This window comes from Sabulicella rubraurantiaca, from assembly GCF_017355885.1.
GTDB lineage: Bacteria > Pseudomonadota > Alphaproteobacteria > Acetobacterales > Acetobacteraceae > Roseococcus > Roseococcus rubraurantiacus.
Genome location: NZ_JAFEUU010000009.1, coordinates 101,804 through 123,408 on the forward strand (window position 1 = coordinate 101,804; position 21,605 = coordinate 123,408).

A 21,605-nucleotide genomic window follows, 5' to 3' on the forward strand; every position below is an offset into this window, starting at 1 on the left:
GCGGCCGCGCTCAGTTCCAGCGCGGCTGCAGGATGATCAGCGCCACGAAGAACAGGCCGATCAGGGCCACCGGCACCGCCAGCAGGCCAAGCAGCGAGATAGCCTGCGCTTGGCGGCCTGCGCGGTGCAGCGCGACGCCGCCCCAGACCACCGTGCCCATCCCGCCCAGAAGCACCATCCAGTACAGGATGTTGAAGGACGACACGCTGCCGTCGCCGATGCCCCACAGAAAGAAGACGACCACAACGGTCAGCGCCAGGGCATCGATTCCCAGCAGGATACGGTAGGCCATACCCCGTTCCCCTCCGCCCCACCGGGCCCTTGGCGGGATGGTGCTTCGCCGCGCCTGCGGCTTGCAAGCGAGAGGTGGGCGTCAGCCCGCCCTGGATCGCCCGGCGATGGCAGTGGTATGGACCCAGGCATCGGCACCTGCCGACGCTGCGTGTGGGCGGGCTCATGATCGGCGGAACCGGCTGAAGACCCGCCCGTCCATCACCGCGAGGCCCAGCGCGATCAGCCCCATGCCCAAGGCGTGGGGCCAGCCCAGCGCCTCGCCCAGCACGGCCCATCCCATCAGCGCTGCGAAGGCGGGGATGATCAGCGTGACCAGCAGCAGGTTCACCGGTCCCGCCAGTTCCAGCACCCGGAAGTAAACCTGATAGGCCAGGGCGGTGGAGAGCAGCGCCAGCGCCAGGAGTGCCGCGGCAGCGCCAGGGCTGGGCCAGGGCGGCACCGGGCCCAGCGCCACGAGGGGAAGCAGCAGCAGGGAGGCGACCGTGACCTGCCCCGAGGCGGCCAGGAGTGGCGGGATGCCCAGTGCGCGGAAGCGCCGCCCCCAGAGCCCGGCCAGCGCATAGGACAAGGTCCCGCTCAGCATCGCCGAGACGGCGGGCCAGGGCGCAGCGAGCGGGTCCACCCCCACCATCGCCACCACGCCGGAGAAGCCGATGGCGATCCCGGTGAGGCGCGCAGGGGTGGCGCGCTCCGCCATCGCCCAATGCGCCAGCAGCACCGCCCAGAAGGGCGTGGTGGCGTTCAGGATGGCGGCAGCCCCCACCGGCAGCGAGAACTGCGCCCAGACGATCAGCGTGAAGGGGATGGCGTTGTTCAGCACCCCCATGCCGAGATGCGCGCGCAGCGCCGCGGCATCGCCCCGCACCGGCAGGCCCAGCGCCGCCACGACCGTCCAGAGAGCACAGGCCGCCAGCCCCACCCGCGCCAGGACGATGGCCAAGGGCGGCCACTCCCGCACCGCCACGCCCACGAAGAGAAAGGACCCGCCCCACAGGAAGGCGAGGAGGATCAGCAGCGCCCAGGCCCGGGATGTCATGGGTGGCATCGCAGCGCGGATGGCGCGACGGCGCCATCCGGCCGTTGCGGCGTGATGCGCTTCAGAAGTGGCGCGTCAGCCCGCCATAGATGGCGCGGCGCGGCAGGAATTGCGGCGCCCCCACCCCGATGCCCGATCCGTCGCGAAGCTGCGTACGCGCATCCGCGAGGTTGAGCAGGTCGAGCCGCGCGGTCCAGCGCCCGGCGCCCGGCAGGGTGAAGTCATGCGCGAGGCCGACATTGAGCGTCGCGTAGGGGTCCTGCTTCTCCGTGTTGGCGAAGCCGCGCCGCAGCCCGCTACCGAAGAGCAGGGTGGCCGAGATGCGTCCGCCCTCCCAGGCGCGCCACACCGCGCCGGCCGAGGCGGTCAGAAGCTGGTCATGGTCGGTGCGGACCCACTTGTTGCGCACATAGTCCAGCTCCTCCGGCTCGAAGTTGAACTGGGAGGTGCGGATGTCGCGGCCAGAGGCGCGGGAGATGGTGAGATTGGCGTAGAGGTCCAGCCGCTCGCCGCGCCATTGCCCGGTGAACTCGATGCCGGTGGAGCGGCCCTGGCGGTAGTTGAAGGGGGTGAAGACCAGGGCGCGGCCGAACTGGCCGAGGTCGAGCAGGTCGCGCGCTTCCTTGTGCCAGGCGCTGGCGCCCAGCGTCAGCCGATCCGTCACGCGCTGCGAGATGCCGGCGGAGAAGTAGTGCGAGCGCTCGGGGCGCGGCAGATCGGCACGGAAATTCTCCGGCTCGTTGGTCGTGCCGGCGAAGAGCGACACGTCGCCCGGCGAGATGAGCTCCTGCGCGGGCGGGGTGAAGTAGCGCGCATAGCCGAGGGTCAGGGTGGTGCGGTCCATCGGACGCCAGACCAGATTCATGCGTGGCGAGAGCTGGCCGGCGCGCACCGCCTGGTCGGCGTAGTCGCCGCGCAGCCCGGCATTGATCGTCAGGCGCTCGGAAACGCGGAATTCGTTCTGCAGGTAGATCCCGTGCACCCAGCTCGTGCGACCGCGCCGCGTCACGATGCTGAACGGGTCGCCCGCGACTTCGCCATCCGCGTCGAGCGGCAGCAGGGTGGTCACGTTCCCGGCGAAGCTCCGCTCGCCCATGCTCATCACGCCGAAGCGCAGCGTGTTGCGGTCGTTTAGGCGATATGAGCCATCGGCCTGGACGCCGAAGGCGGTGGAGCGTCGCTGCACCTGGCTGGCGACGCCGTTGAAGGCGAGTTCGCCCAGCAGGTCCGGCAGGTAGCGGATGGTGGAGTCGCGCCCGAAGCCGGCCACCTGCCAGTCCAGGGCGCCGGAGCTTCCTTGCAGCGCCACCACACCGAAGCGGTTGCGCTCCCATTGCCGGGCGCGGAGGCGGGCGCTGTCGAACTCCTCGCCGATCACCGGGAACTCGATGGGCTGGCCGGGATTGTTGGGCATCTGGAACCGGTTGGCCGAGGTTCCGCCGATCACGGAGAGCCGCACATTGTCGGTCAGCAGGCGCGACACGCTGACAAGCCCGCGCAGCTGTTCGGTGCGGTTGTGCAGGGGGCTGGTGCTGCTGGTCGGCGGTTCGATGCCCAGGCGGGACTGGCGGAAGGTGCCGGTGGCGAAGACATCCCAGCCACCATGCAGCCCGGCATAGCCGATGGAGGGCTGGAAGGTGGAATAGGAGCCGCCATAAGCGCTGACCCACCCGCCCGGGTCCGAGGCGCCGGAGCGCAGGGTGATGTCCACGACGCCGCCGGTCCGGTAGCCGAACTGGGCAGGCAGGGCGCCGGTCAGCAGGCGCAGCTCCGCGATCGCGCGCGCATCGAGGAAGGCGCCGAAGCCCTGGATGCCCACGGGCAGGGTGACGCCGTTGACGCGATACTGGAGGTTGCGGTGCTCGCCGCGGACATGGATCTCGCCGAAGCTGTCCTGCACCACCCCGGGGAATTGCAGCAGCAGCTGGTTGACCGGCGCATCGGCCCCCTGCGGCAGGTTCTCGATCGTCTCGCGCTTCAGCGAGGAGACGCTGGCGCCGAGCGTGGGCGAGATCGCCGTCCGCGCTTCGTCCAGGCGGCGGGCCTGGACCACGATGTCGGGAAGCAGGACAGAATCCTGCGCGGCGGCGGGGAACGGTGCGAGGAACAGCAGAACAAGCAGGGAGCGGCGCATACCGCTTAAGTTACATTATAACATCCTCGCCCGTCCAGCCGTCCCAACGCGACATCGCGCACCCAATCACCCGGCGCGGCGGGACGGCATCACCCTCCCGGTGTGAGCCCTTCCTGCCCGCGAGTCGCCCAGCCCGTCACCCGCCGCTCCAGCCGTTCCGCGATCCAGTACAGCAGGACGCCCATCACCCCGGTCACCACCAGCCCAGCAAAGACCAGCGGCACGTCGAAGCGGGAGGAGGCGACCATCATCAGCCGCCCGATCCCCGCATTCGGCGCCACGCTCTCCGCGATGATGGAACCGACGAAGGCCACGGTGATCGCCACCTTCAGCGAGGCGAAGAAATACGGCATGGCGCGCGGCAGCCCGACCTTGCGGACGATGTCCAGCGGGCGTGCGCCCAGGGCCCGCAGCACGTCGCGCAGCTCCGGCTCCACCGTGGCGATGCCGGTCGCGACGTTCACCACGATGGGGAAGAAGGAGATCAGGAAGGCGGTGATCACCGCCGGCCAGATGCCGATGCCGAACCAGACGATCAGCACCGGCACCACCGCCACCTTGGGGATGGAATTGAAGGCGATCAGCAGCGGGTAGAGGCCGCGATACACCAGCGTCGAGGAGCCGATCGCCACGCCCAGCGCGAGGCCGAAGACGATCGCCATGGCGAAGCCCAGCAGCGTGGTGCCCAGCGTCACCAGACTGTCCTGCATCAGAGGCTGCCACCAGCGCAGACCGGCCTGCACCACGGCGGAGGGTGCGGGCAGGATGAAGGGCGAGATGCCCAGCAGCCACACCCCAGCCTCCCACAGGAAAAAGGCGCCGCCGATCACCAGCCAGGGCAGGGCGGCTTCGAGCCGGCGCTGGCGGCGCGCGGCGGTGGCCAGGGAATCGGCGCGGGAGTCAGGCATCGGGTTCCTCCCCGGCGCGAGCGCGGGCGATCAATGCGCGCAGCTCCGCCACCACCGCGTTGAATTCGGCGTCATAGGTCGCCTCCAGCCGTCGCGGGCGGGGGAAATCCACGCGGCGCTCGGCGATGATACGGCCCGGGCGCGCGCTCATCACCAGCACGCGGTCGGCCAAGTAAACGGCTTCCCGCAAATCATGCGTGACCAGGATCACCGTCGGCTTCCGCTCCAACCACACATCCTGGAGCACGGCCCAGAGATCCTCGCGCGTGAACACGTCGAGCGCGGAGAAGGGCTCGTCCAGCATCAGCAGCGGCGGCTCGTGAATCAGGGCGCGGCACAGCGAGGTGCGCTGCTGCATCCCGCCGGACAATTGGTGCGGATGCCGCTTCCCGAAGCCCTCCAGCCCGACCAGCTTCAGCAGCGCCTCGGCCTTGGCCTCATAGGCGGCGCGCTCGGCCCGCAGCCGGGCGCGGTGCGCCGGCACCACCTCCAGCGGCAGCATCACGTTGTCGAGGATCGAGCGCCAGGGCAGCAGAGTCGGGTTCTGGAAGGCCATGCCGACCAGCGGCACCGGCCCCGCCACCTCGCGCCCCGCCACCCAGACCTGCCCCGCGCTGGCGGGCCACAGGCCGGAGACGAGGCGCATCAGCGTGGACTTGCCACAGCCCGAGGGTCCCACCACCGCTACGAACTCGCCTTCCTGCACGGAGAGCGAGCAGCCTTGCAGGGCCAGCGTGCCTTCCGCGCCGCCATAGCGCATGGCGACGTCGGCGATCTCCACGAAGTTCCGCAAGCGCGTCAGATCCGGCGATCGGCGGCCGGGGGCAGGAACTCCGCCGTGTAGAGCTGCGCGGCCTGGAGGCGCGGCTGAAGGCCGTAGGCCTCCTCCACCGCGGTGATGCCGCGCTGCATCCGCGCCATGTCCACGGAGGAAAGCCCGTTGACGCGCACATTCTCCGTGACGATCACGCGTTGCACGTTCATCTGGTGGCGCTCGGTCTCCTGGGCCAGGTCGATCAGCGGCTCCGCTTGGCGCAGCACCTGCATGGCGGCGGCGGGGTTCGCGAGCTGGTCGCGGAAGCCGCGGATCAGCGCGGCGACAGCGCGGCGCACCGCCTCGGGATTGTTCTGGATGAAGCGCCGCGTGGTGAGCAGCGCGCCGCCATACAGGTCGAGCCCGTGGTCGTAATACATCATCACCCGCTGCTGCGGGTGGTCGAGGCCGATGCTCTTGAGCGAAAGCGCCGAGGTTGTGACGAAGCCCGTCACCCCGTCCACCTCGCGCCGCACCAGCATGGGCTCGCGCAGCGCCGGGGTGACGGAGAGGAAGTTCACCTTGGACGCATCGATGCCTGCCGCCTTGGCGAAGGCGGGAAAGAGCTGGCGCCCCGCGTCGAATTCGGGCGCGGCGAGGCGCCGCCCTTCCAGATCCTTGGGCGTCCGCACCGGCCCATCCGCCCGGACGATGGCGCAAAGCGGCGAGCGGTCATGCAGCATCGCCACCGCGACGAGACCGCTATCGGTGTTCTGCGCCAGGAAGCGGATCGCCGGATTGATGTCGGCATAACCCATGTCATGCGTGCCTGAGGCGAGGGCAGGGGGCACCGCGCCCGATCCCTGGCCGCGATCCACGCTCACCTCCACCCCCGCCTCGCGAAAGAAACCACGCTCCCGTGCCACCAGCGCGAAGGCATTGGGCGCCTGGAAGGTCCAGTCGAGCATCAGCCGCACCCGCGGCGCCGCCTGGGCACGGCCGAGAGAGGGCATGGCGAGCAAGGCGGGGCTCGACAGGAGGAGGCGGCGAGGGAGGGACATCGGGCGGTTCCGGGCAAGGGATTCCGCCGCAAGACACACCAGGGCGGGGGCCTTGCGCAAGCGGCGGCCTCCCGCGCGGCATCGAGTGGCAATCCAGCATGTCCCGCGCCCTGGGCAAGCGCCGGGTTCCGCGCCATGCTGCACCACGGAAAGCGAGAAGGAGGGGCCATGCCAGCCGTGCCCGACGTGACGCCATCCGAAGCCTTCGCGGCGCTGCAGGGAGACCCGGGCGCGGTGCTGGTGGACGTCCGGACCGATGCCGAGTGGAACTTCGTCGGCGTGCCGGACCTGTCAGCACTGGGCAAGCAGGTGGTGCTGATCCCCTGGCAGGTCTTCCCCTCCATGCAGGTGAACGACCACTTCGCCGAGCATCTGCGCCGCGCCGGCGTCACCGCCGAAAGCAACGTCTACTACATCTGCCGCTCCGGGGCGCGGTCGCTCGCCGCCGGGCAGGCGGCGCAGATGGCCGGCTTCCCCCACGCCTTCAACGTGCGCGACGGGTTCGAGGGGCCGGTTGACGCCGAGGGCCATCGCGGCACCGTGGGGGGATGGAAGGCCGAGGGCCTTCCCTGGAGGCAGCGATGAACGAATTGCGCGGCGAGCATCTCTTCACCCTCGACCTGCGGGTCGGGGAACCGCAGAACGCCGGGGTGGGGCCGGATGGACACGAGCTGCGCATCGTCCCGGTCACGGGCGGCACGGCGAACGGGCCGCGCCTGCGGGCCGAGGTGTTGGGCGGTGCCTCCGCCGACTGGCTGCGGGTGGAGACGGATGGCACGGCGCATATCGACGTGCGCCTGACCCTGCGCGCCGAATCGGGCGGCATCGTCCATGTGCGCTATTCGGGCATCCGCACTGGTGCGAAGGAGGTGCTGGCGCGCCTCGCCGCCGGGGAGCCCGTGGACCCGTCCGAGTATTATTTCCGCGTCGCGCTGCGTTTCGAGACGGGCGCGCCGGACCTCGCCTGGCTGAACCGCGTGGTCGCGGTGGGCATCGGCCAGCGCCCGCCCACCGGGCCGCGCTACGAGGTGTACAAACTGCTCTGACGCGCGGCGGGCTTCAGCCCCGCCCGGCGTCGAAGCCCAGGAAGCCGATCTCGGGACGCGGCGCGCCGCCGTCATTGCCGAACAGGCGCGGCCGGGCCGGGGCGGCGGGCTGGACGGGCGCCGCAGCCTCGCGGCGCGACGTCTCGCGCGGCAGTGGCGTGGGGCGGCCGGTGGCGCGGCCCTGCGGCACGGAGGAGGGCGGCGGGGGCGCGCTGGTCGTGCCGCGCACCGACAGAAGATAGACGGTGATCTCCGGCCGCCCCTGATCCACGGCGGAATCCAGCGCCGTCAGCCCCAGCGCGTTGCGGGCATTCACGTCCGCCCCGCGATTGATGGCGTCGCGCACCGTCCCGATGTCGCCACGGTTGATCCCGTCGAACAGCGCGTCATTCGGGTTCATCCCGGACGGGTCGGCCTCCGCCGGGATCGGGCGCTGGCCGCGCCGCGCCGCCACGCCGGGCAGGCCCTGCGGCGCCTCGCGCTGCGGCGTCGGGGTGGCTTGCGGGGTGAGCGGGCCGCGGCCCATCAGCGCGCCCTGGGCCTGGGCGGCGGCGGGAAGGGCGGCCAGCAGGGCCGCCACGGCGAAGAACAGTCGCATCTCAACGCTCCCCGAAGGTGAAGGCGCCCGGCAGGGTGGGTGGCGCCTCGGCACCGGCGGCGGATTTCTGCGCTTGCGCCTCGCGCGCCCGCGCCTCCACCTGCCGCAGCACGGTGGTCAGCGCCTGGGCGACAGCGGGAAGCTGCACCAGCGGCACGCAGATCGTCCCGGCCGGGGCAGGCTTCCCGTCATTCTGCAACTGCGCCAGCACCAGCCGCACCACGCCATGATGGACCGAAGCTTCCATCACCCCATCCGCGAAGATCACCGGCGTCGTCACCATGCAGAACTCCCTTGACCATGCACCCTTACCCGGCGGCGCCCCCCACGGCTACTGCTCCGTGAAGGCGCGCTGCAGGCTGTCGCGGATCGGCTGGGTCACGTAGCGCCAGAAGGTGCGCTGGCCGATCTGGATATGCGCCTCCACCGGCATGCCCGGCGTCAGGAAGATGGAGGGCAGGCGCTCCAACTGCTCCCGGTCGATCAGCACATGGGCGCGGAAGTGGCTCTGCCGCGTTGCCTGGTCGATGGTGACGTCCGCCGCCACGAAGGTGACGTGGCCGTGCAGGTAAGGGACGAGGCGCTGCTTGAAGGCGGGCAGGCGGATCTCGGCCTGCAGCCCCGGATACACCACGTCGATGTCGGTGGGCTGCACGTTCACCTCGGCCACCAGCCGGTCCTGTGTGGGGACGAGGTCCACCACCGGGTCGCCGGGCCGCAGCACCGCGCCCACGTTGAACAGGCGCAGGTTGACCACGGTGCCGTCCTCCGGCGCCAGGATCTCGCGCCGGGTCGAGACGTCCTCGGCGGCGCGGATGCGCTCCTCTGCCTCGGCGCGTCGGCCGGCGACCTCGCGCGCCTCCGTGCCGACTTCCTGGCGGCGCTGGTCGAGCGTGGCGCGGATCTGGCTCTCCGCCTCCCCGATCGCGCCGCGGGAGCGGGTGATCTGGCCGCGCAGGTCCACGATCTGCCCTTCCAGCCCGGCCCGCGCCCGCTGCACGGCCAGAAGCTCCGGCAGGCGCGCGAGGCCCTGGTTGGTCAGGGTGCGGCGCATCACCTCCTCCTGCCGGATCAGCTCCAGCTGCTGGATGGCGGCGTTGAGCTGACCCTCGGCGGAGCTGATGGTGGCGCGCGCCTGGTCGCGCCGCGTTTCCAGAACCAGGAGCTGGCTGGCGAGGCTGGCCATGCGCGCGTCGAACAGGGCGCGCTGCCCGGAGACCGCCTCGGCCGCGCGGGGATCCTGGCTTTCCAGCAGCTCGGCCGGGAAGGTGATCTCCCCCGCCCGCTCCATCTCGGCGGCGAGGCGCGCCGCCTGTGCGACGAGGCCGAAGCGCTGGGCGCGCAGCGCTTCCAGATTGGCGCCGGACTGCACGTCGTCCAGCCGCATCAGCGGCTGGCCCTGGCGCACCCGGTCGCCGTCGCGCACCAGGATCTCGCGCACGATGCCGCCCTCGAAATGCTGCACCGTGCGGCGCTGCCCTTCGACCTTGATGACGCCGGGGGCGATGGCCGCCTCGGCGAGCGGGGCGGTGACGGCCCAGGCCATGAAGCCGCCGAAGAACACGACCATGACCACGAGGCCCAGCAGGGCCGGCCAGAAGGTGCGTGGGCGCTGGGCATCCAGCACCGGGTCGGCGGGCGGGACCGCGAGGGGCGGCAGGGCGCGGCGGGCAGGGAGCGCCGGGCGCTCCAGCACCTCGAGGGCGTTGGTGGTGTCGCTCATGCGCTGGCTCCCTGCGCGATGCGTTCGGCCGGGCGCGGGGGCGCCATGAGCCGCTTCAGCACCTCGGCGCGCGGACCGAACATCTCGATCGCGCCGTCCTTCAACAACAAGACCTTGTCCACGCCCTGAACCAGGGTGGGACGGTGGCTGACCAGGACCACGGTGGTCCCGTCGGCCTTCAGCCGCTCCAGCGCACGGACCAGATTGGCCTCGCTGTCGCCGTCGAGGTTGGAGTTCGGCTCGTCCAGCACCACGAGGCGCGGGGCGCCGTAGAGGGCGCGGGCGAGACCGATCATCTGGCGCTGCCCGCCGGACAGGTGCTGCCCGCCCTCGCCGATCTCCGTGTCGTAGCCCTGCGGCAGGCGCAGGATCAGGTCATGGCAGCCGGCAAGCTTGGCGGCCTCGAAGACCGCATCGGCATTCGGCTCGCCCATGCGGGCAATGTTCTGGATCACGGTGCCGTCGAACAGCTCGACGTCCTGCGGCAGGTAGCCGACATGGCGGCCGAAATCCTCGCGCTGCCAGGTGTACACGTCGGCCCCGTCGAGCCGCACCGTGCCGGCGGAAGGCGGCAGTGTGCCGATGATCATGCGGATCAGCGTGGTCTTGCCCGCGGCAGAGGGCCCGATCACGGCGAGGCTCTCGCCGGGGACGAGGTTGAAGTTCACGCCCTTGATCAGCGCGACGCCTTGGCCGGGGAAGCCGAAGGAGACGCGCTCCACATGGAGGTGGCCTTCGGGCGCGGGCAGGGGCATGCCGGGGGGGCGGGTACGCGGCATGGCGAGGAAGGCCTGGAGGCGCCGGAAGGACTGGCGCGCCTGCACGAGCGCCTTCCAGCCGCCGATCACCTGCTCCACCGGCGCGAGGGCCCGGCCCATGATGATGGAGCCGGCGATGGAGGCGCCCGCCGTCAACTCCTGCCGCAACACGAGCCAGCAGCCGAGGCCGAGGATGCCCAGCTGGACGGCGAGGCGGAAGAACTTGGTCAGGGACAGCACCATGGCGGCGCGGTCGGCGGCGCGCTGCTGCGGCGGCAGCATCTTCGCCACGCCCTGGCGCCAATGGGCCATGACGGCAGGGCCCATGCCCATGCTGTCGATCACCTCGGCATTGCGGGCAATGGCGTCGGCGCGGCGCTGACTGTGCATCGCCGCCACCCCAGCCTCCTTCATGAGGCCGGAGGTGATGAGCTCATTGGCAATGGTGAGGCCGAGCAGCAGCAGCGCGCCCGCGACGGCGAGCCAGCCCATCAGCGGATGCAGCATGAAGATCACGGCGAGGTAGATCGGCACCCAGGGCACGTCATAGAGGGCAAGCATCCCGGGCGAGCCGAGGAAGGAGCGGCAGACCGCGAGGTCGCGCAGGGCCTCCATCCGGTAGGTGCGGCCGCGAAGCTGCGCCTCGATCGCGCGGTCGAAGCCCTCGGGCGCCACGCGCGTCTCGATCCAGGCGGCGATGCGCTGCATGACGATGGAGCGGCACGCCTCCAGCGCCGCCAGCACCAGCAGGGCGAAGAAGGCGATCAGCGTCAGATGCACCAGCGTGTCGGTGTTGCGGGTGGCCAGGACCCGGTCGAACACCTGCATCATGTAGATGGAGACGGTGAGCTGGAGCAGGTTCACCACGCCGGAGAAGGCGCCGACCAAGGTGAACTGGCCCTTGCAGGCGGCGATGGCGCGGGCGAGCGGGGTTTCGCGCGAGGAGGTGGCTTGGGGGGGGATCAAAGGCTCAGACTCCCGGGGAGGAGGCGCAGCCAATCCAGCAGGGCCGGCTGCGACGCGAGAAACAGGGCCAGCCCGCCCGCCAGGGCCAGGGCCAGAAGCGTGGCGCCGACGGCGCCCCAGAAGCCGAGCGGTGACCGCAGCCGGCTCAGATGTTCGTCCACCGCCTCGCGCCGGATCTCTGCGACGCGGTTGTGGAGATGGAGGAAGGCGTGTTCGGCCAGCAGCCGGCGCGCCATGTCGGCGTGAGCGGGGCTGGGCTCGGTGCCCGCCTCGCGCGCCAGGGCCTCTGCCACGAGGCGCTCCAGCCTGTCCAGGCCTCCGCTTGGATTTTTCATGCGGACGGAATTAATCCTTTCGGCACCCGATGTATGCTGCGGCAAATTGCTTAACCGGCCCACTTGCCGGGCAGACCTCCTGCTAAGCTTCCCGGAAGACGTAGCGGCGGGACAAGAAGAAGTTGAAACCCATCCCAGCCAGGGAACCCGCGGCGACGGCGGGCAGGGGATGCACCCCGGCCAGTCCGACCAGCAGCGCGTAAGTGCCGTAATTGGCCGTAAAGCCCACCAGGTTCAGCGCGGCGAAGCGCCCCCATTGTGTCGCCACCCGGCCGCCGCCCTTCCGGTCTCGGAAGGTCCAGGCGCGGTTGAGCGCGAAGGTGGTGGAGACGGCGGCGAGATAGGACAGGGCCCGGCCAGAATACTTGTCCATGCCGAGGGCCAGGGCGGCCATCAGCACCCCCGCATCCACCAGGAAGCCGACGCCTCCCACCACCCCGAAGCGCAGGAACTGGCTGATCATCTGTCTTATGTCTTGTCCCGGCTGAGAAAGGACCGGCGGCTCAGGCCCCGCCCTGCCCGAAGGCCAGCTGCAGCCAGTGCCGGCCCGCAGCCTTGTAGCTGGCACCGCAATGAACCGCCACAGCCTGGAACAGCTCGCGCTGCCCCAGCACGGCCATGCTGCCCAGCCGCGCCGCGGGGCGAGGATTGGGTCAGCCAGCGTCTCGGCCGCCGCGCGGGTCAGGCAGCCGGGGCCGGTCGCCAACCAGAGATAGTCGCTATCGCCCGTCCGGGCGGCTGCCACTGCGTCGCGCAGCGCGCGTCCAATCACCTCGTGCTGCGGCACCGCGCCCACGAGGTTGTTGCACAGCGAGCCCAGCTCCTCCTGATGCGCCACGAGCGTGGCGCCGGGCGGTGCGATCGTCGCGAGCGGAGCGTGGCAGCGATCGTCGCAATCGGCATACCAGCCCCCGGAGGCGTAGAGCCAGGCGAGGCGGAACACGTCGGATTTCTGGGTCGGGCTTGGCGCGCGCTCATAGGCGTCCAGCACCTCCGCGCTCAGGTGTCGGGCCAGGAAGCCACGTGCCGCCTCGTCGTCGAAGAGCAGGACTTCGTGGTCCGGGTTCTGCTTTGCCCAGCTGGCCATGAGCGGGCGCAGATCGGCCGGCGGCTCCTTCGCGTCCCAGAACTGCGCGATGCGGCGCGGGATGGGGGAGGGACCCACCGCCTCGCGCCGTCCGTCGAGCTGCCCCGCCTGGCGCAGCGCCACCATCAGGGCGATGGCCGCGGCGGTGGAGCCGGGGAAGCGGCGCAGCACCGCCATGGCACCCTCTGCCCGCTCCGCCGGCGGCAGGTCGCGGATCGCTTCCAGCGCGGCCAGTGCGTCGGCGCCCAGCTCGAACTCATTGAGCAACTGGCCGAGATGGGTATGGGGGATGCGGCGCGGTCGCTTCGGGCCCCGGCTCGGCGCCCTTTCCAGCTGGACGAAGCTCCGCATGTGACGCCGGCCGAGACCTTCCTCGACGATGCCGAACGCGGCGCCTTCGACAACTGGGCCGAGCTTGAGGCCTTCCACGACGGCACGCCGGTGCGTGAGCTCGACCTGCCGCGCGCCACCTCGCAGCGCCAGCTTCCCGCCGCGACGCGCCAGCGCCTCGCCGAGGTGGCGGCGCGCCTCTACGGGACCGTCGCCGCGGCGGCCTGAGCTGCAACGAGCGCACTGAATGGAGGTCCCGGGGAAACCCGGGGCTTTTTTTCGTTCCCACCCGCCGCGCCGCAACCGGGAGATTGTGGAATCCGGCGCGAATCCCCTGCTAGCCTCGGCCCGCGATAAACTTCCGCTGGGAGATTCGAGGGAATGATCCAACGCCGCACCCTGCTCGGGGGCGCTGCCGCGCTGCCGGCCGCCTTCGCCGCGCCGGCCCTGGCCCAGCCGGCCGGCTCGCGCGTGTTGCGCTACGTGCCGCACGCCAACCTGCCGAATATCGACCCCTTCACCAACACCGCCTTCGTGGCGCGCGACCACGCCTTCTTGGTCTATGACCAGCTCTACGGCATGAATGAGCGCTTCGAGCCTCAGCCGCAGATGGCCGAGGGCCACGTCACCGAGGATGAGGGCAAGCTCTGGCGCTTCACCCTGCGCGAGAATTTGAAGTTCCACGACGGAACGCCGGTGCGCGGACGCGACTGCGTCGCCTCCATCCGCCGCTGGGGCCGCCGCGACGCCTTTGGGCAGGAGCTCCTCGCCCGCGTCGCCGACATGAAGGAGGAAAGTGACCGGGTCTTCTCGATCCGGCTGAACCGCCCCTTCCCGAGGATGCTCGAAGCCTTCTCCAAGGTGACGACGAGCTGCCTGTTCATCATGCCCGAGCGGCTGGCGAACGTGGATCCCTTCACCAACATCACCGAGGCGGTGGGCTCCGGCCCCTTCCGCTTCGTGCAGAATGAATGGGTGCCCGGCTCGCGCCTCGCCTACACGCGCAACCCCGACTACGTGCCGCGCCCGAACGGCACGCCATCCATGACTTCCGGCCCCAAGGTGGCGCATTTCGACCGCGTCGAGTGGCACATCATGCCGGATGCCGCCACCGCCTCCGCCGCGCTGCAATCGGGCGAGATCGACTGGTGGGAGCAGCCGACCGCCGACCTCTTCCCGCTCTTCCTGCGCGGCGCAGGGGCGCGCAACATCAAGGTCGAGGTCATCAACAATTCCGGGCTGATCGGCATCTTCCGCCCGAACCACCTCGTCGCGCCCTTCAACAACCCGGCCGTACGCCGCGCCGTGCTGACCGCCGTGAACCAGATGGACTTCATGACGGCGGTAATCGGCTCCTCCGGCGTCGAGGGCTACAACGACCTTCGCCGCGAGGGGATCGGCTATTTCGCGCCGGACTCGCCATCGGCCTCGAATGTGGGCCTCGACAAGCTCAAGAAAGATGTAGCGGCGGCGCGGCGGGAACTGGAGGCGGCGGGCGCCATGGGCGCGCGCATGGTGCTGATGAACGCCACCGACCTGTCCTCCATCAATGCTGCCACGCTGGTTGGCGCCGACCTGTTCCGCCGCATGGGCTTCAACGTGGACCTAGCCTCGACGGACTGGGGCACGGTGGTGGCCCGCCGTGCGAGCAAGAACCCGCTGGACCAGGGCGGCTGGAGCGGCTTCTTCACCTTCTGGAGCGGCGTGGACCACTGGAACCCGGCGAGCCACGCCGCCATCCGCGGTCACGGCGACAATGCCTGGCCCGGCTGGCCCAACATCCCGGCCATGGAGCAGCAGCGCAACGCCTGGTTCGACGCGTCGGACGAGGCCTCGGCCAAGGCGGCCACGACGGAGATGCAACGCATCGCCTTCGAGGAGGTGCCCTACATGCCTGTGGGGATGTACTACCAGCCCACCGCGTATCGCCGGAACCTGTCCGGCATGCTGAAGGGTCAGCCGCCGCTGTTCTGGAACCTGCGGCGCGGCTGAATTCCTGGCGGCGCGTCCCCGGCGCGGGGATGCGCTGCCCCCTTGCGGCGCTGTAACCTGCCATGTCAGGCTCCGCGCCGCCGTTCAATGTCCGGGAGCCACAGCCAATGTTCCGACGATCGCTTCTCGTCGCCTCTGCCGCCACGCTGGCGGCGCCGCGCCTGGGACATGGGCAGGCTGCGCGGCCGCTGCGCTTCGTGCCCCAGGCCAATCTGACGAGCCTCGATCCGATCTGGACCACGGCCAATGTCACCCGCAACCACGGCTTCATGGTCTATGACACGCTCTACGGCATGGATGCGCGGTTCAACCCGCAGCCGCAGATGGCGTCGGGCCACGAGGTCAGCGACGACAAGCTCACCGTCACCATCACCTTACGCGATGGGTTGAAGTGGCATGATGGCGAGGCGGTGCGCGCCGCCGATTGCGTCGCCTCGCTCGGCCGCTGGATGAAGCGCAACCCTTCGGGCCAGCAGCTGGAGCGCGCGCTGGAGGAGCTGGTGGCGCTGGACGACAAGCGCCTGCGCTTCCGACTGAAGAAGCCCTTCCCACTGCTGTTCAATGCTCTCGCCAGCCCGGTGAACCCGGTCTGCTTCATGATGCCGGAGCGGCTGGCGCGCACGGACCCCTTCCAGCAGATCCGCGAGAGCATCGGCTCCGGCCCCTTCCGCTTCGTCCCGCGCGAGTTCAACTCGGGCAGCCTCGTCGTCTATGAGCGCAATCCGGACTACGTGCCCAACCCGAACGGCACTTCCTCCTTCACGGCCGGTCCGAAGCGCCCGCAATTCGAGCGCATCGAGTGGCACATCATCGTGGATGCCTCCACCGCCGCCGGCGCGCTGCAGACGGGCGAGATCGACTGGTACGAGCAGCCGCCGCCGGAGATCCAGCAGCTCCTCCGCCGCAACCGCAACGTGACGATCGAGGCGATCGACCCGCTGCCGCTCACCGGCATCCTGCGCTTCAACCACCTGCACCCACCCTTCAACGACAAGAAGATGCGGCAGGCCTTCCTCCCGGCCATCAACCAGGAGGATTTCATGCAGGCCGTGGTCGGCACGGATTCCAGCCTGTATCTGTCCAATGTCGGCATCTTCACGCCCGGCACCCCGCTGGCAAACGATGCGGGGCTGGAGCCGCTCCGCACCCCGCGCTCGCTCGACGCCGCGAAGGCCGCGCTGCGCGACGCAGGCTACAACAACCAGCCCATGCGGCTGATCGGCCCGACCGACATCCTGGCGCCCGCCGCGATGACGCAGGTCGCCGCCGACCTCCTGCGTCGCCTGGAGGTGAATGCCGACATCGTCATCACCGACTGGGGCACGGTGGTGCAGCGCCGTGCCTCGCGCGAGCCGCTGGAGCGCGGCGGTTGGAGCATCTTCCTCACCTCCTTCTCCTCCACCGACTTCATGGATCCGGCGGGGCATTTCCCGCTGCGCGGCAATGGCCTGTCCTCCTGGCCCGGCTGGCCCACCGTCCCGCGCCTCGAGGAATTGCGCGACGCCTGGTTCGACGCGCCCGACCTCCCCTCGCAGCAGCGTCTGGCGCAGGAGATGCAGCGCGTTGCCATGGATGAGGTGCCCTTCATTCCCGTCGGCGCCTACCGCTCCGTCACCGCGCATCGCCGCAACCTCGCGGATCGCGTACCTGGCTTCGCCATCTTCTGGAACCTCAGGAGGACCTGATGATCTCGCGGCGCCCCTTGATGCTGGGGGCGCTCGCCGCCCCGCTGGCGGTTCACGACGTGCACGCCCAGGCAGCGCGCACGCTGCGCGTGATCCCGCAGGCCAACCTCACCAGCCTGGATCCGATCTGGACCACGGCGGTCGTCACCCGAAACCACGGCTTCCTGGTCTATGACGCGCTGACCGCCGAGGATTCGCGCGGGACGGTGCGGCCCCAGATGGTCGAGGGTTGGCAGATCTCCGACGACCGCCGGAGCTGGACCTTCACCCTGCGCGAGGGGCTACGCTTCCATGACAACGAGCCGGTGCGGTCGCAGGACTGCATCGCCTCCATCCGCCGCTGGTCCACGCGCGAGACCTTCGGCCAGATCGTCGGCACCGCCATCGACGAGATGCGGGCGCTGGACGACCGCCGCTTTGAGATCAAGCTGAAGCGGCCCTTCCCGCTGCTGGCGCTGGCACTGGGGCGCGCCCAGGGCCCGGCCTTCATCATGCCGGAGCGCCTGGCCAGCACAGATAGCGCGACCCAGGTGCGCGACGCCACCGGCTCCGGCCCCTTCCGTTTCCTCGCCGACCAATGGAATCCCGGGCAGCGCGCTGTCTGGGCGCGGTTCGACGGCTACCGCCCACGCCAGGAGCAGCCGGACGGGCTGGCGGGCGGCAAGCATGCGCGGGTGGAGCGGGTGGAGTGGACGGTCATCTCCGACGCCGCCACCGCCGCCAGTGCCATGACCCAGAACGAGCAGGATTATTGGGAATACCCGCTGCACGACCTCCTGCCGCTGCTGCGCCGCTCGCGTGACGTGGTGGTGGAGCAGCGCCTGCTCTTCGGCACCTATGGCTGCCTGCGCTTCAACCACCTGCATCCGCCCTTCAACAATGTTGGCATCCGCCGCGCCGTCGCCATGGCCGTGGACCAGCGCGACTATCTGCGCGCCGTGGCCGGCGACGACCCGAATGGCTGGGCCACCTGCGAGGGCGTCTTCACCTGCGGCACGCCGATGGAGACGGAGGAGGGGAGCGAGATCCTCAAGACCCGCAACCTCGATCGCGCCCGCGCAGCGCTGCGCGAGGCGGGCTACAACAACGAGCGCGTGGTGCTGATCACGCCGTCCGACTACCCGCAGATCAACGCGCTCGGCCTCGTCACCCACGACCTGCTGCGCCGCATCGGCATGAACGTCGAGTTGGTGGCGACGGATTGGGGCACGCTGGTGCAGCGCCGCAACTCGCGCGAGCCGCCGGATCGCGGCGGCTGGAACATCTTCCACACCACGGCGACCGGTGACGCGCTCGCCCTGCCGCCCGTGCACCTGTTCCTGCGCGCCAACGGCCAGAGCGCCTGGTTCGGCTGGCCCGACGACCCGGAGATCGAGCGGATGCGCCTCGCCTTCCTCGACGCCGAGGACGAGGCGGCGCAGCAGGCTCTGGCGCGGCAGCTCAACGCCCAGGCGATGAAGAGCCTGCCCTACGTGCCGCTCGGCTATTACTGGCAGCCTTCGGCCTGGAACCGCCGCGTCACGGGGGTTTTCCGTACCCCGGCGACGGTGTTCTGGAATATCGGGAAGAACGCATGATCACACGACGCACAGCCCTCGGCGCCGGAGCGGCGCTGGCACTTCCAAGTGTGGCGACGGGGCAGGGGGCGCAGCGCCTCCTGCGCTTCGTGCCGCAAAGCAACCTCGCCAGTCTCGATCCGGTCTGGTCCACCGCAGTCCTCGTCCGCAACCACGGGCTGATGGTGTGGGACACGCTCTACGGCCTCGACTCGCAATTCCGCGCCCAGCCGCAGATGGCCGAGGGGCACGAGATCAGCAGCGACGGCCTCACCTGGACCATCCGGCTGCGCGAGGGGCTGCGCTTCCACGATGGCGCGCCCGTCACGCCGGGGGACTGCGTCGCCTCCATCCGGCGCTGGAGCAAGCGTGACGTGCTGGGCCAGCGTCTGGACGCGCTTGCCGACGAGATCGCGGCGCGCGGCGATCGTGACATCGTCATCCGGCTCAAGAAGCCCTGGCCCGGCCTTGCCTGGGCGATGGGCAAGCCCTCGGCCAATATCTGCGCCATCATGCCGGCGCGGCTCGCCGCCACCGATCCCTTCGCGCAGGTGGGCGAGGCCATCGGCTCCGGCCCCTTCCGCTTCCGGCAGGATCTGTTCCGCCCCGGCGACGTGGCGATCTATGAACGCTTCGACGGCTACCGCCCGCGCGACGAGGCGCCGGATTTCCTTGCCGGCGGCAAGCAGGTGCATTTTGACCGTGTCGAGTGGCGCATCCTGCCGGATCCCTCCACCGCCTATGGTGCGCTCCAGCGCAACGAGGTGGATTGGTGGGAAGCGCCGCTCGCCGATCTGCTGCCGCGCCTGCAGCGCGACCGCGACATCGTGGTGGATCTGGTCAACCAGGCCGGCAATCTGGGCGTGCTGCGCTTCAACTTCCTCCATCCGCCCTTCGACAAGGTGGAGGTGCGGCGCGCCATCTTGCCCGCGCTGGACCAGCGCGCCTTCATGGACGCGGCGATCGGCACCGACCGTTCCCTGTCGCGCGTCCCGGCCGGGGTCTTCACTCCTGGCACGCCGCTGGCCACGACCGAAGGTTTGGAACCGCTGACCGGCCTGCGCGACCTCGCCGCCGCGCAGCGGGCCTTGCGTGAGTCCGGCTATCGCGGTGAGCGCATCGTGATGATGTCCGCCACCGACCTGCCGATCCTGCAGAACCTGTCGGAAGTGGCGTCGGACCTCCTGCGTCGCATCGGCTTCAACGTGGACATGCCGGCGATGGACTGGGGCACGCAGATCCAGCGCCGCACCAATCGCGGCCCGGTCGAGCAGGGCGGCTGGTCCGTCTTCTGCACCACCTGGGAGGGTCTGGACGTGTCCGTCCCCGGTTCCCACCAGCCCTTGCGCGGGCATGGGGCGCAGGCCTGGTCGGGCTGGCCCACCATGCCGCGGTTGGAGGCGCTGCGCGAGGAATGGTTCGACGCACCGGACCAGGAAGCGGAAAAGGCGATCGCGGCGCGCATCCAGCGTGTGGCCATGGAGGAGGTGCCCTTCATCCCCCTCGGCCTCGTTCTGCCGCGCCAAGCCTATCGCCGCCACCTGACCGGGGTGGTCAAGGGTGGCCCCGCCTTGTTCTGGGGTGTGCGCCGCGCGTGAACTGGCACGGATGCTGCAACGCAGCACGCCAGAGCCGGAGATTGGGCGCTTCGCCATGCGAAGCTGCCCACAAATCCGGCATGATAAACGAAATCCGGATTAAACTCCGGGCACGATAACGGGAGTGCTTCAACGATGGACCGCAGGACCTTCCTCCAGGCCACCGCCGCCACTGCGGCCAGCGCGGGCTTTGCTGCCCCCGCGCTGAGCCAGGGGGCCAATGCCCGCACGCTGCGCTTCGTGCCGCAGGCGAACCTCGCCAATTTCGACCCGATCTGGGGCACGCAATACGTCGTCCGCAACGCCTCCGTCCTGGTGTGGGACACGCTCTACGGGCTGAACGACAAGCTCGAGCCGCAGCGCCAGATGATCGAGGCGGAGGAGGCGAGCAGCGACGGCCTCACCTGGAATTTCCGCCTGCGTGAGGGGCTGCGCTTCCACGACAACGAGCCGGTGCGCGCCCGCGACGTGGTGGCGAGCATCACGCGCTGGATGGCGCGCGACCCGATGGGGCTGATGATCCGCGCCATCCAGGAAGAGCTGGTTGCGGTGGATGATCGCTCCTTCCGCTGGGTGCTGAGCAAGCCCTATCCGAAGCTGATCTACGCGCTGGGCAAGACCAACACGCCGATCTGCTTCATCATGCCGGAGCGCATCGCGCGCACCGACCCGTTCCAGCAGATCAGCGAATATATCGGCTCGGGCCCCTGCCGCTTCCTCCGCAATGAATGGGTGCCCGGCGCCCGCGCCGCCTTCGAGCGCTTCGCCGGCTACCAGCCGCGCCAGGAAGCGGCGAACTGGATGACGGGCGGCAAGCGCATGATGGTGGAGCGCGTCGAGTGGCACATCATGCCCGATGCGGCCACCGCCGCCTCCGCCCTGCAGAATGGCGAGGTGGATTGGTGGGAGAACCCAATCACCGACCTCGTGCCGCTGCTGCGGCGCAACCGCAACGTCCAGGTGGACATCGCCGACCCGCTGGGCAACATCGGCTCCTTCCGTCTGAACCACCTCCACCCGCCCTTCAACGACGTCCGAGCGCGCCGTGCCCTCCTCATGGCGATGAACCAGGAGGACTACATGCGCGCCATCGTCGGCAACGACGATGCGCTGTGGAAGCGCCTGCCCGGCTACTTCACCCCCGACACGCCCCTCTACACCGAGGAGGGGGGCGAGATCCTCAAGGGTCCGCGCAACCTGGACGCGGCGAAGCGCCTCCTGCAGGAGAGCGGCTATTCCGGCCAGCCCATCACCGTGCTGGCGGCGCAGGACCAGGCCATCACCAAGGCGCAGGGCGACGTGACGGCCGACCTCCTGCGGCGGCTTGGCATGAACCTCGACTTCGTGGCGACGGATTGGGGCACGGTGGGACAGCGCCGCGCCATGAAGAACCCGCCGGGCCAGGGCGGCTGGAACATCTTCTTCTCCTGGCACGCGGGGGCGGATTGCACGAATCCCGCCGCCTATAACGGCATCCGCGCCAATGGCGACGGCGCCTGGTTCGGCTGGCCCAACATTCCCGCAGTGGAGCAGAAGGTCGCCGAATGGTTCGACGCCCCAAGCCTTGAGGAGGAAAAGCGCGTGATCGGCCAGCTGAACCGCGTGGCGCTCGAGAACGTGGTCTACGTCCCCTCGGGCTTCTTCCTGGGCTACCAGGCCTGGAGGCGCAATGTCTCCGGCGTGGTGAAGGGACCGATTCCCTTCGTCTGGGGTGTTTCCAAGTCGTGACGGCTCAGGGATAGTC

General features: G+C 70.0%; 20 protein-coding genes. 8 read left to right on the forward strand and 12 right to left on the reverse strand.

Annotated elements, in window-relative coordinates; genetic code table 11:
• Positions 1-10 precede the first annotated feature (10 nt).
• The 6 genes from JTJ31_RS16310 to JTJ31_RS16335 all read right to left on the reverse strand — a co-directional run bounded on the left by JTJ31_RS16310 (position 11) and on the right by JTJ31_RS16335 (position 6,187).
• Complete coding sequence (locus tag JTJ31_RS16310) at positions 11-292, reverse strand: hypothetical protein (protein WP_207539787.1); 282 nt, start codon at positions 290-292, stop codon at positions 11-13.
• A 162-nt stretch (positions 293-454) separates the two neighbouring features.
• Complete coding sequence (locus JTJ31_RS16315; RefSeq protein WP_207539788.1) at positions 455-1,330, reverse strand: DMT family transporter; 876 nt, start codon at positions 1,328-1,330, stop codon at positions 455-457.
• 61 nt (positions 1,331-1,391) lie between these two features.
• Positions 1,392-3,464 carry a TonB-dependent receptor gene (locus tag JTJ31_RS16320; RefSeq protein ID WP_207539789.1) on the reverse strand — a complete coding sequence of 691 codons (2,073 nt, stop codon included), beginning with the start codon at positions 3,462-3,464 and terminating at the stop codon, positions 1,392-1,394.
• 89 nt (positions 3,465-3,553) lie between these two features.
• Positions 3,554-4,372 carry an ABC transporter permease gene (locus tag JTJ31_RS16325; RefSeq protein WP_207539790.1) on the reverse strand — a complete coding sequence of 273 codons (819 nt, stop codon included), beginning with the start codon at positions 4,370-4,372 and terminating at the stop codon, positions 3,554-3,556.
• Positions 4,365-5,165 (reverse strand): ABC transporter ATP-binding protein, encoded by an 801-nt coding sequence (locus tag JTJ31_RS16330; RefSeq protein WP_207539791.1) that lies wholly within the window; start codon positions 5,163-5,165, stop codon positions 4,365-4,367. Before JTJ31_RS16330 ends, JTJ31_RS16325 begins: the two co-directional genes overlap by 8 nt.
• 5 nt (positions 5,166-5,170) lie before the next feature.
• Positions 5,171-6,187 (reverse strand): ABC transporter substrate-binding protein, encoded by a 1,017-nt coding sequence (locus tag JTJ31_RS16335; protein WP_207539792.1) that lies wholly within the window; start codon positions 6,185-6,187, stop codon positions 5,171-5,173.
• Between the two features lie 168 nt (positions 6,188-6,355).
• Between JTJ31_RS16335 and JTJ31_RS16340 the strand changes: the two genes are divergently transcribed.
• Positions 6,356-6,772 carry a rhodanese-like domain-containing protein gene (locus tag JTJ31_RS16340; RefSeq protein ID WP_207539793.1) on the forward strand — a complete coding sequence of 139 codons (417 nt, stop codon included), beginning with the start codon at positions 6,356-6,358 and terminating at the stop codon, positions 6,770-6,772.
• A complete protein-coding gene (locus JTJ31_RS16345) occupies positions 6,769-7,233 on the forward strand; it encodes a DUF3237 domain-containing protein (protein WP_207539794.1) in 465 nt (154 codons plus the stop codon). Before JTJ31_RS16340 ends, JTJ31_RS16345 begins: the two co-directional genes overlap by 4 nt.
• A gap of 13 nt (positions 7,234-7,246) precedes the next feature.
• On the opposite strand, the gene JTJ31_RS16350 is transcribed toward JTJ31_RS16345, so the two are convergent.
• The 6 genes from JTJ31_RS16350 to JTJ31_RS16375 all read right to left on the reverse strand — a co-directional run bounded on the left by JTJ31_RS16350 (position 7,247) and on the right by JTJ31_RS16375 (position 13,051).
• Positions 7,247-7,831, reverse strand: coding sequence for an ankyrin repeat domain-containing protein (locus JTJ31_RS16350; RefSeq protein ID WP_207539795.1), 585 nt, complete (start codon positions 7,829-7,831; stop codon positions 7,247-7,249).
• A 1-nt stretch (position 7,832) separates the two neighbouring features.
• Positions 7,833-8,114 carry a hypothetical protein gene (locus JTJ31_RS16355; protein WP_207539796.1) on the reverse strand — a complete coding sequence of 94 codons (282 nt, stop codon included), beginning with the start codon at positions 8,112-8,114 and terminating at the stop codon, positions 7,833-7,835.
• A 48-nt stretch (positions 8,115-8,162) separates the two neighbouring features.
• Complete coding sequence (locus tag JTJ31_RS16360) at positions 8,163-9,554, reverse strand: HlyD family type I secretion periplasmic adaptor subunit (RefSeq protein WP_207539797.1); 1,392 nt, start codon at positions 9,552-9,554, stop codon at positions 8,163-8,165.
• On the reverse strand, positions 9,551-11,278 hold the full coding sequence (locus JTJ31_RS16365) for a type I secretion system permease/ATPase (RefSeq protein ID WP_207539798.1): 1,728 nt from the start codon (positions 11,276-11,278) through the stop codon (positions 9,551-9,553). Before JTJ31_RS16365 ends, JTJ31_RS16360 begins: the two co-directional genes overlap by 4 nt.
• The gene (locus JTJ31_RS16370; RefSeq protein ID WP_207539799.1) at positions 11,275-11,613 is read right to left on the reverse strand and encodes a hypothetical protein; all 339 of its coding nucleotides are present in this window, start codon (positions 11,611-11,613) and stop codon (positions 11,275-11,277) included. Before JTJ31_RS16370 ends, JTJ31_RS16365 begins: the two co-directional genes overlap by 4 nt.
• 82 nt (positions 11,614-11,695) lie before the next feature.
• Positions 11,696-13,051 (reverse strand): GtrA family protein, encoded by a 1,356-nt coding sequence (locus JTJ31_RS16375; protein ID WP_207539800.1) that lies wholly within the window; start codon positions 13,049-13,051, stop codon positions 11,696-11,698.
• On the opposite strand from JTJ31_RS16375, the gene JTJ31_RS16380 reads away from it, so the two are divergent.
• The 6 genes from JTJ31_RS16380 to JTJ31_RS16405 all read left to right on the forward strand — a co-directional run bounded on the left by JTJ31_RS16380 (position 13,052) and on the right by JTJ31_RS16405 (position 21,589).
• Positions 13,052-13,258 (forward strand): hypothetical protein, encoded by a 207-nt coding sequence (locus JTJ31_RS16380; protein ID WP_207539801.1) that lies wholly within the window; start codon positions 13,052-13,054, stop codon positions 13,256-13,258.
• A 153-nt stretch (positions 13,259-13,411) separates the two neighbouring features.
• Positions 13,412-15,022: an ABC transporter substrate-binding protein gene (locus JTJ31_RS16385; protein WP_207539802.1), complete on the forward strand. Its 1,611-nt coding sequence runs from the start codon at positions 13,412-13,414 to the stop codon at positions 15,020-15,022.
• Positions 15,023-15,129: 107 nt separating this feature from the next.
• Positions 15,130-16,707, forward strand: coding sequence for an ABC transporter substrate-binding protein (locus JTJ31_RS16390; RefSeq protein ID WP_207539803.1), 1,578 nt, complete (start codon positions 15,130-15,132; stop codon positions 16,705-16,707).
• A complete protein-coding gene (locus tag JTJ31_RS16395) occupies positions 16,707-18,284 on the forward strand; it encodes an ABC transporter substrate-binding protein (protein WP_207539804.1) in 1,578 nt (525 codons plus the stop codon). The genes JTJ31_RS16390 and JTJ31_RS16395 overlap by 1 nt, the downstream gene beginning before the upstream one ends.
• A complete protein-coding gene (locus tag JTJ31_RS16400; RefSeq protein ID WP_207539805.1) occupies positions 18,281-19,861 on the forward strand; it encodes an ABC transporter substrate-binding protein in 1,581 nt (526 codons plus the stop codon). Before JTJ31_RS16395 ends, JTJ31_RS16400 begins: the two co-directional genes overlap by 4 nt.
• 135 nt (positions 19,862-19,996) lie before the next feature.
• Positions 19,997-21,589: an ABC transporter substrate-binding protein gene (locus tag JTJ31_RS16405; protein ID WP_207539806.1), complete on the forward strand. Its 1,593-nt coding sequence runs from the start codon at positions 19,997-19,999 to the stop codon at positions 21,587-21,589.
• Positions 21,590-21,605 lie beyond the last annotated feature (16 nt).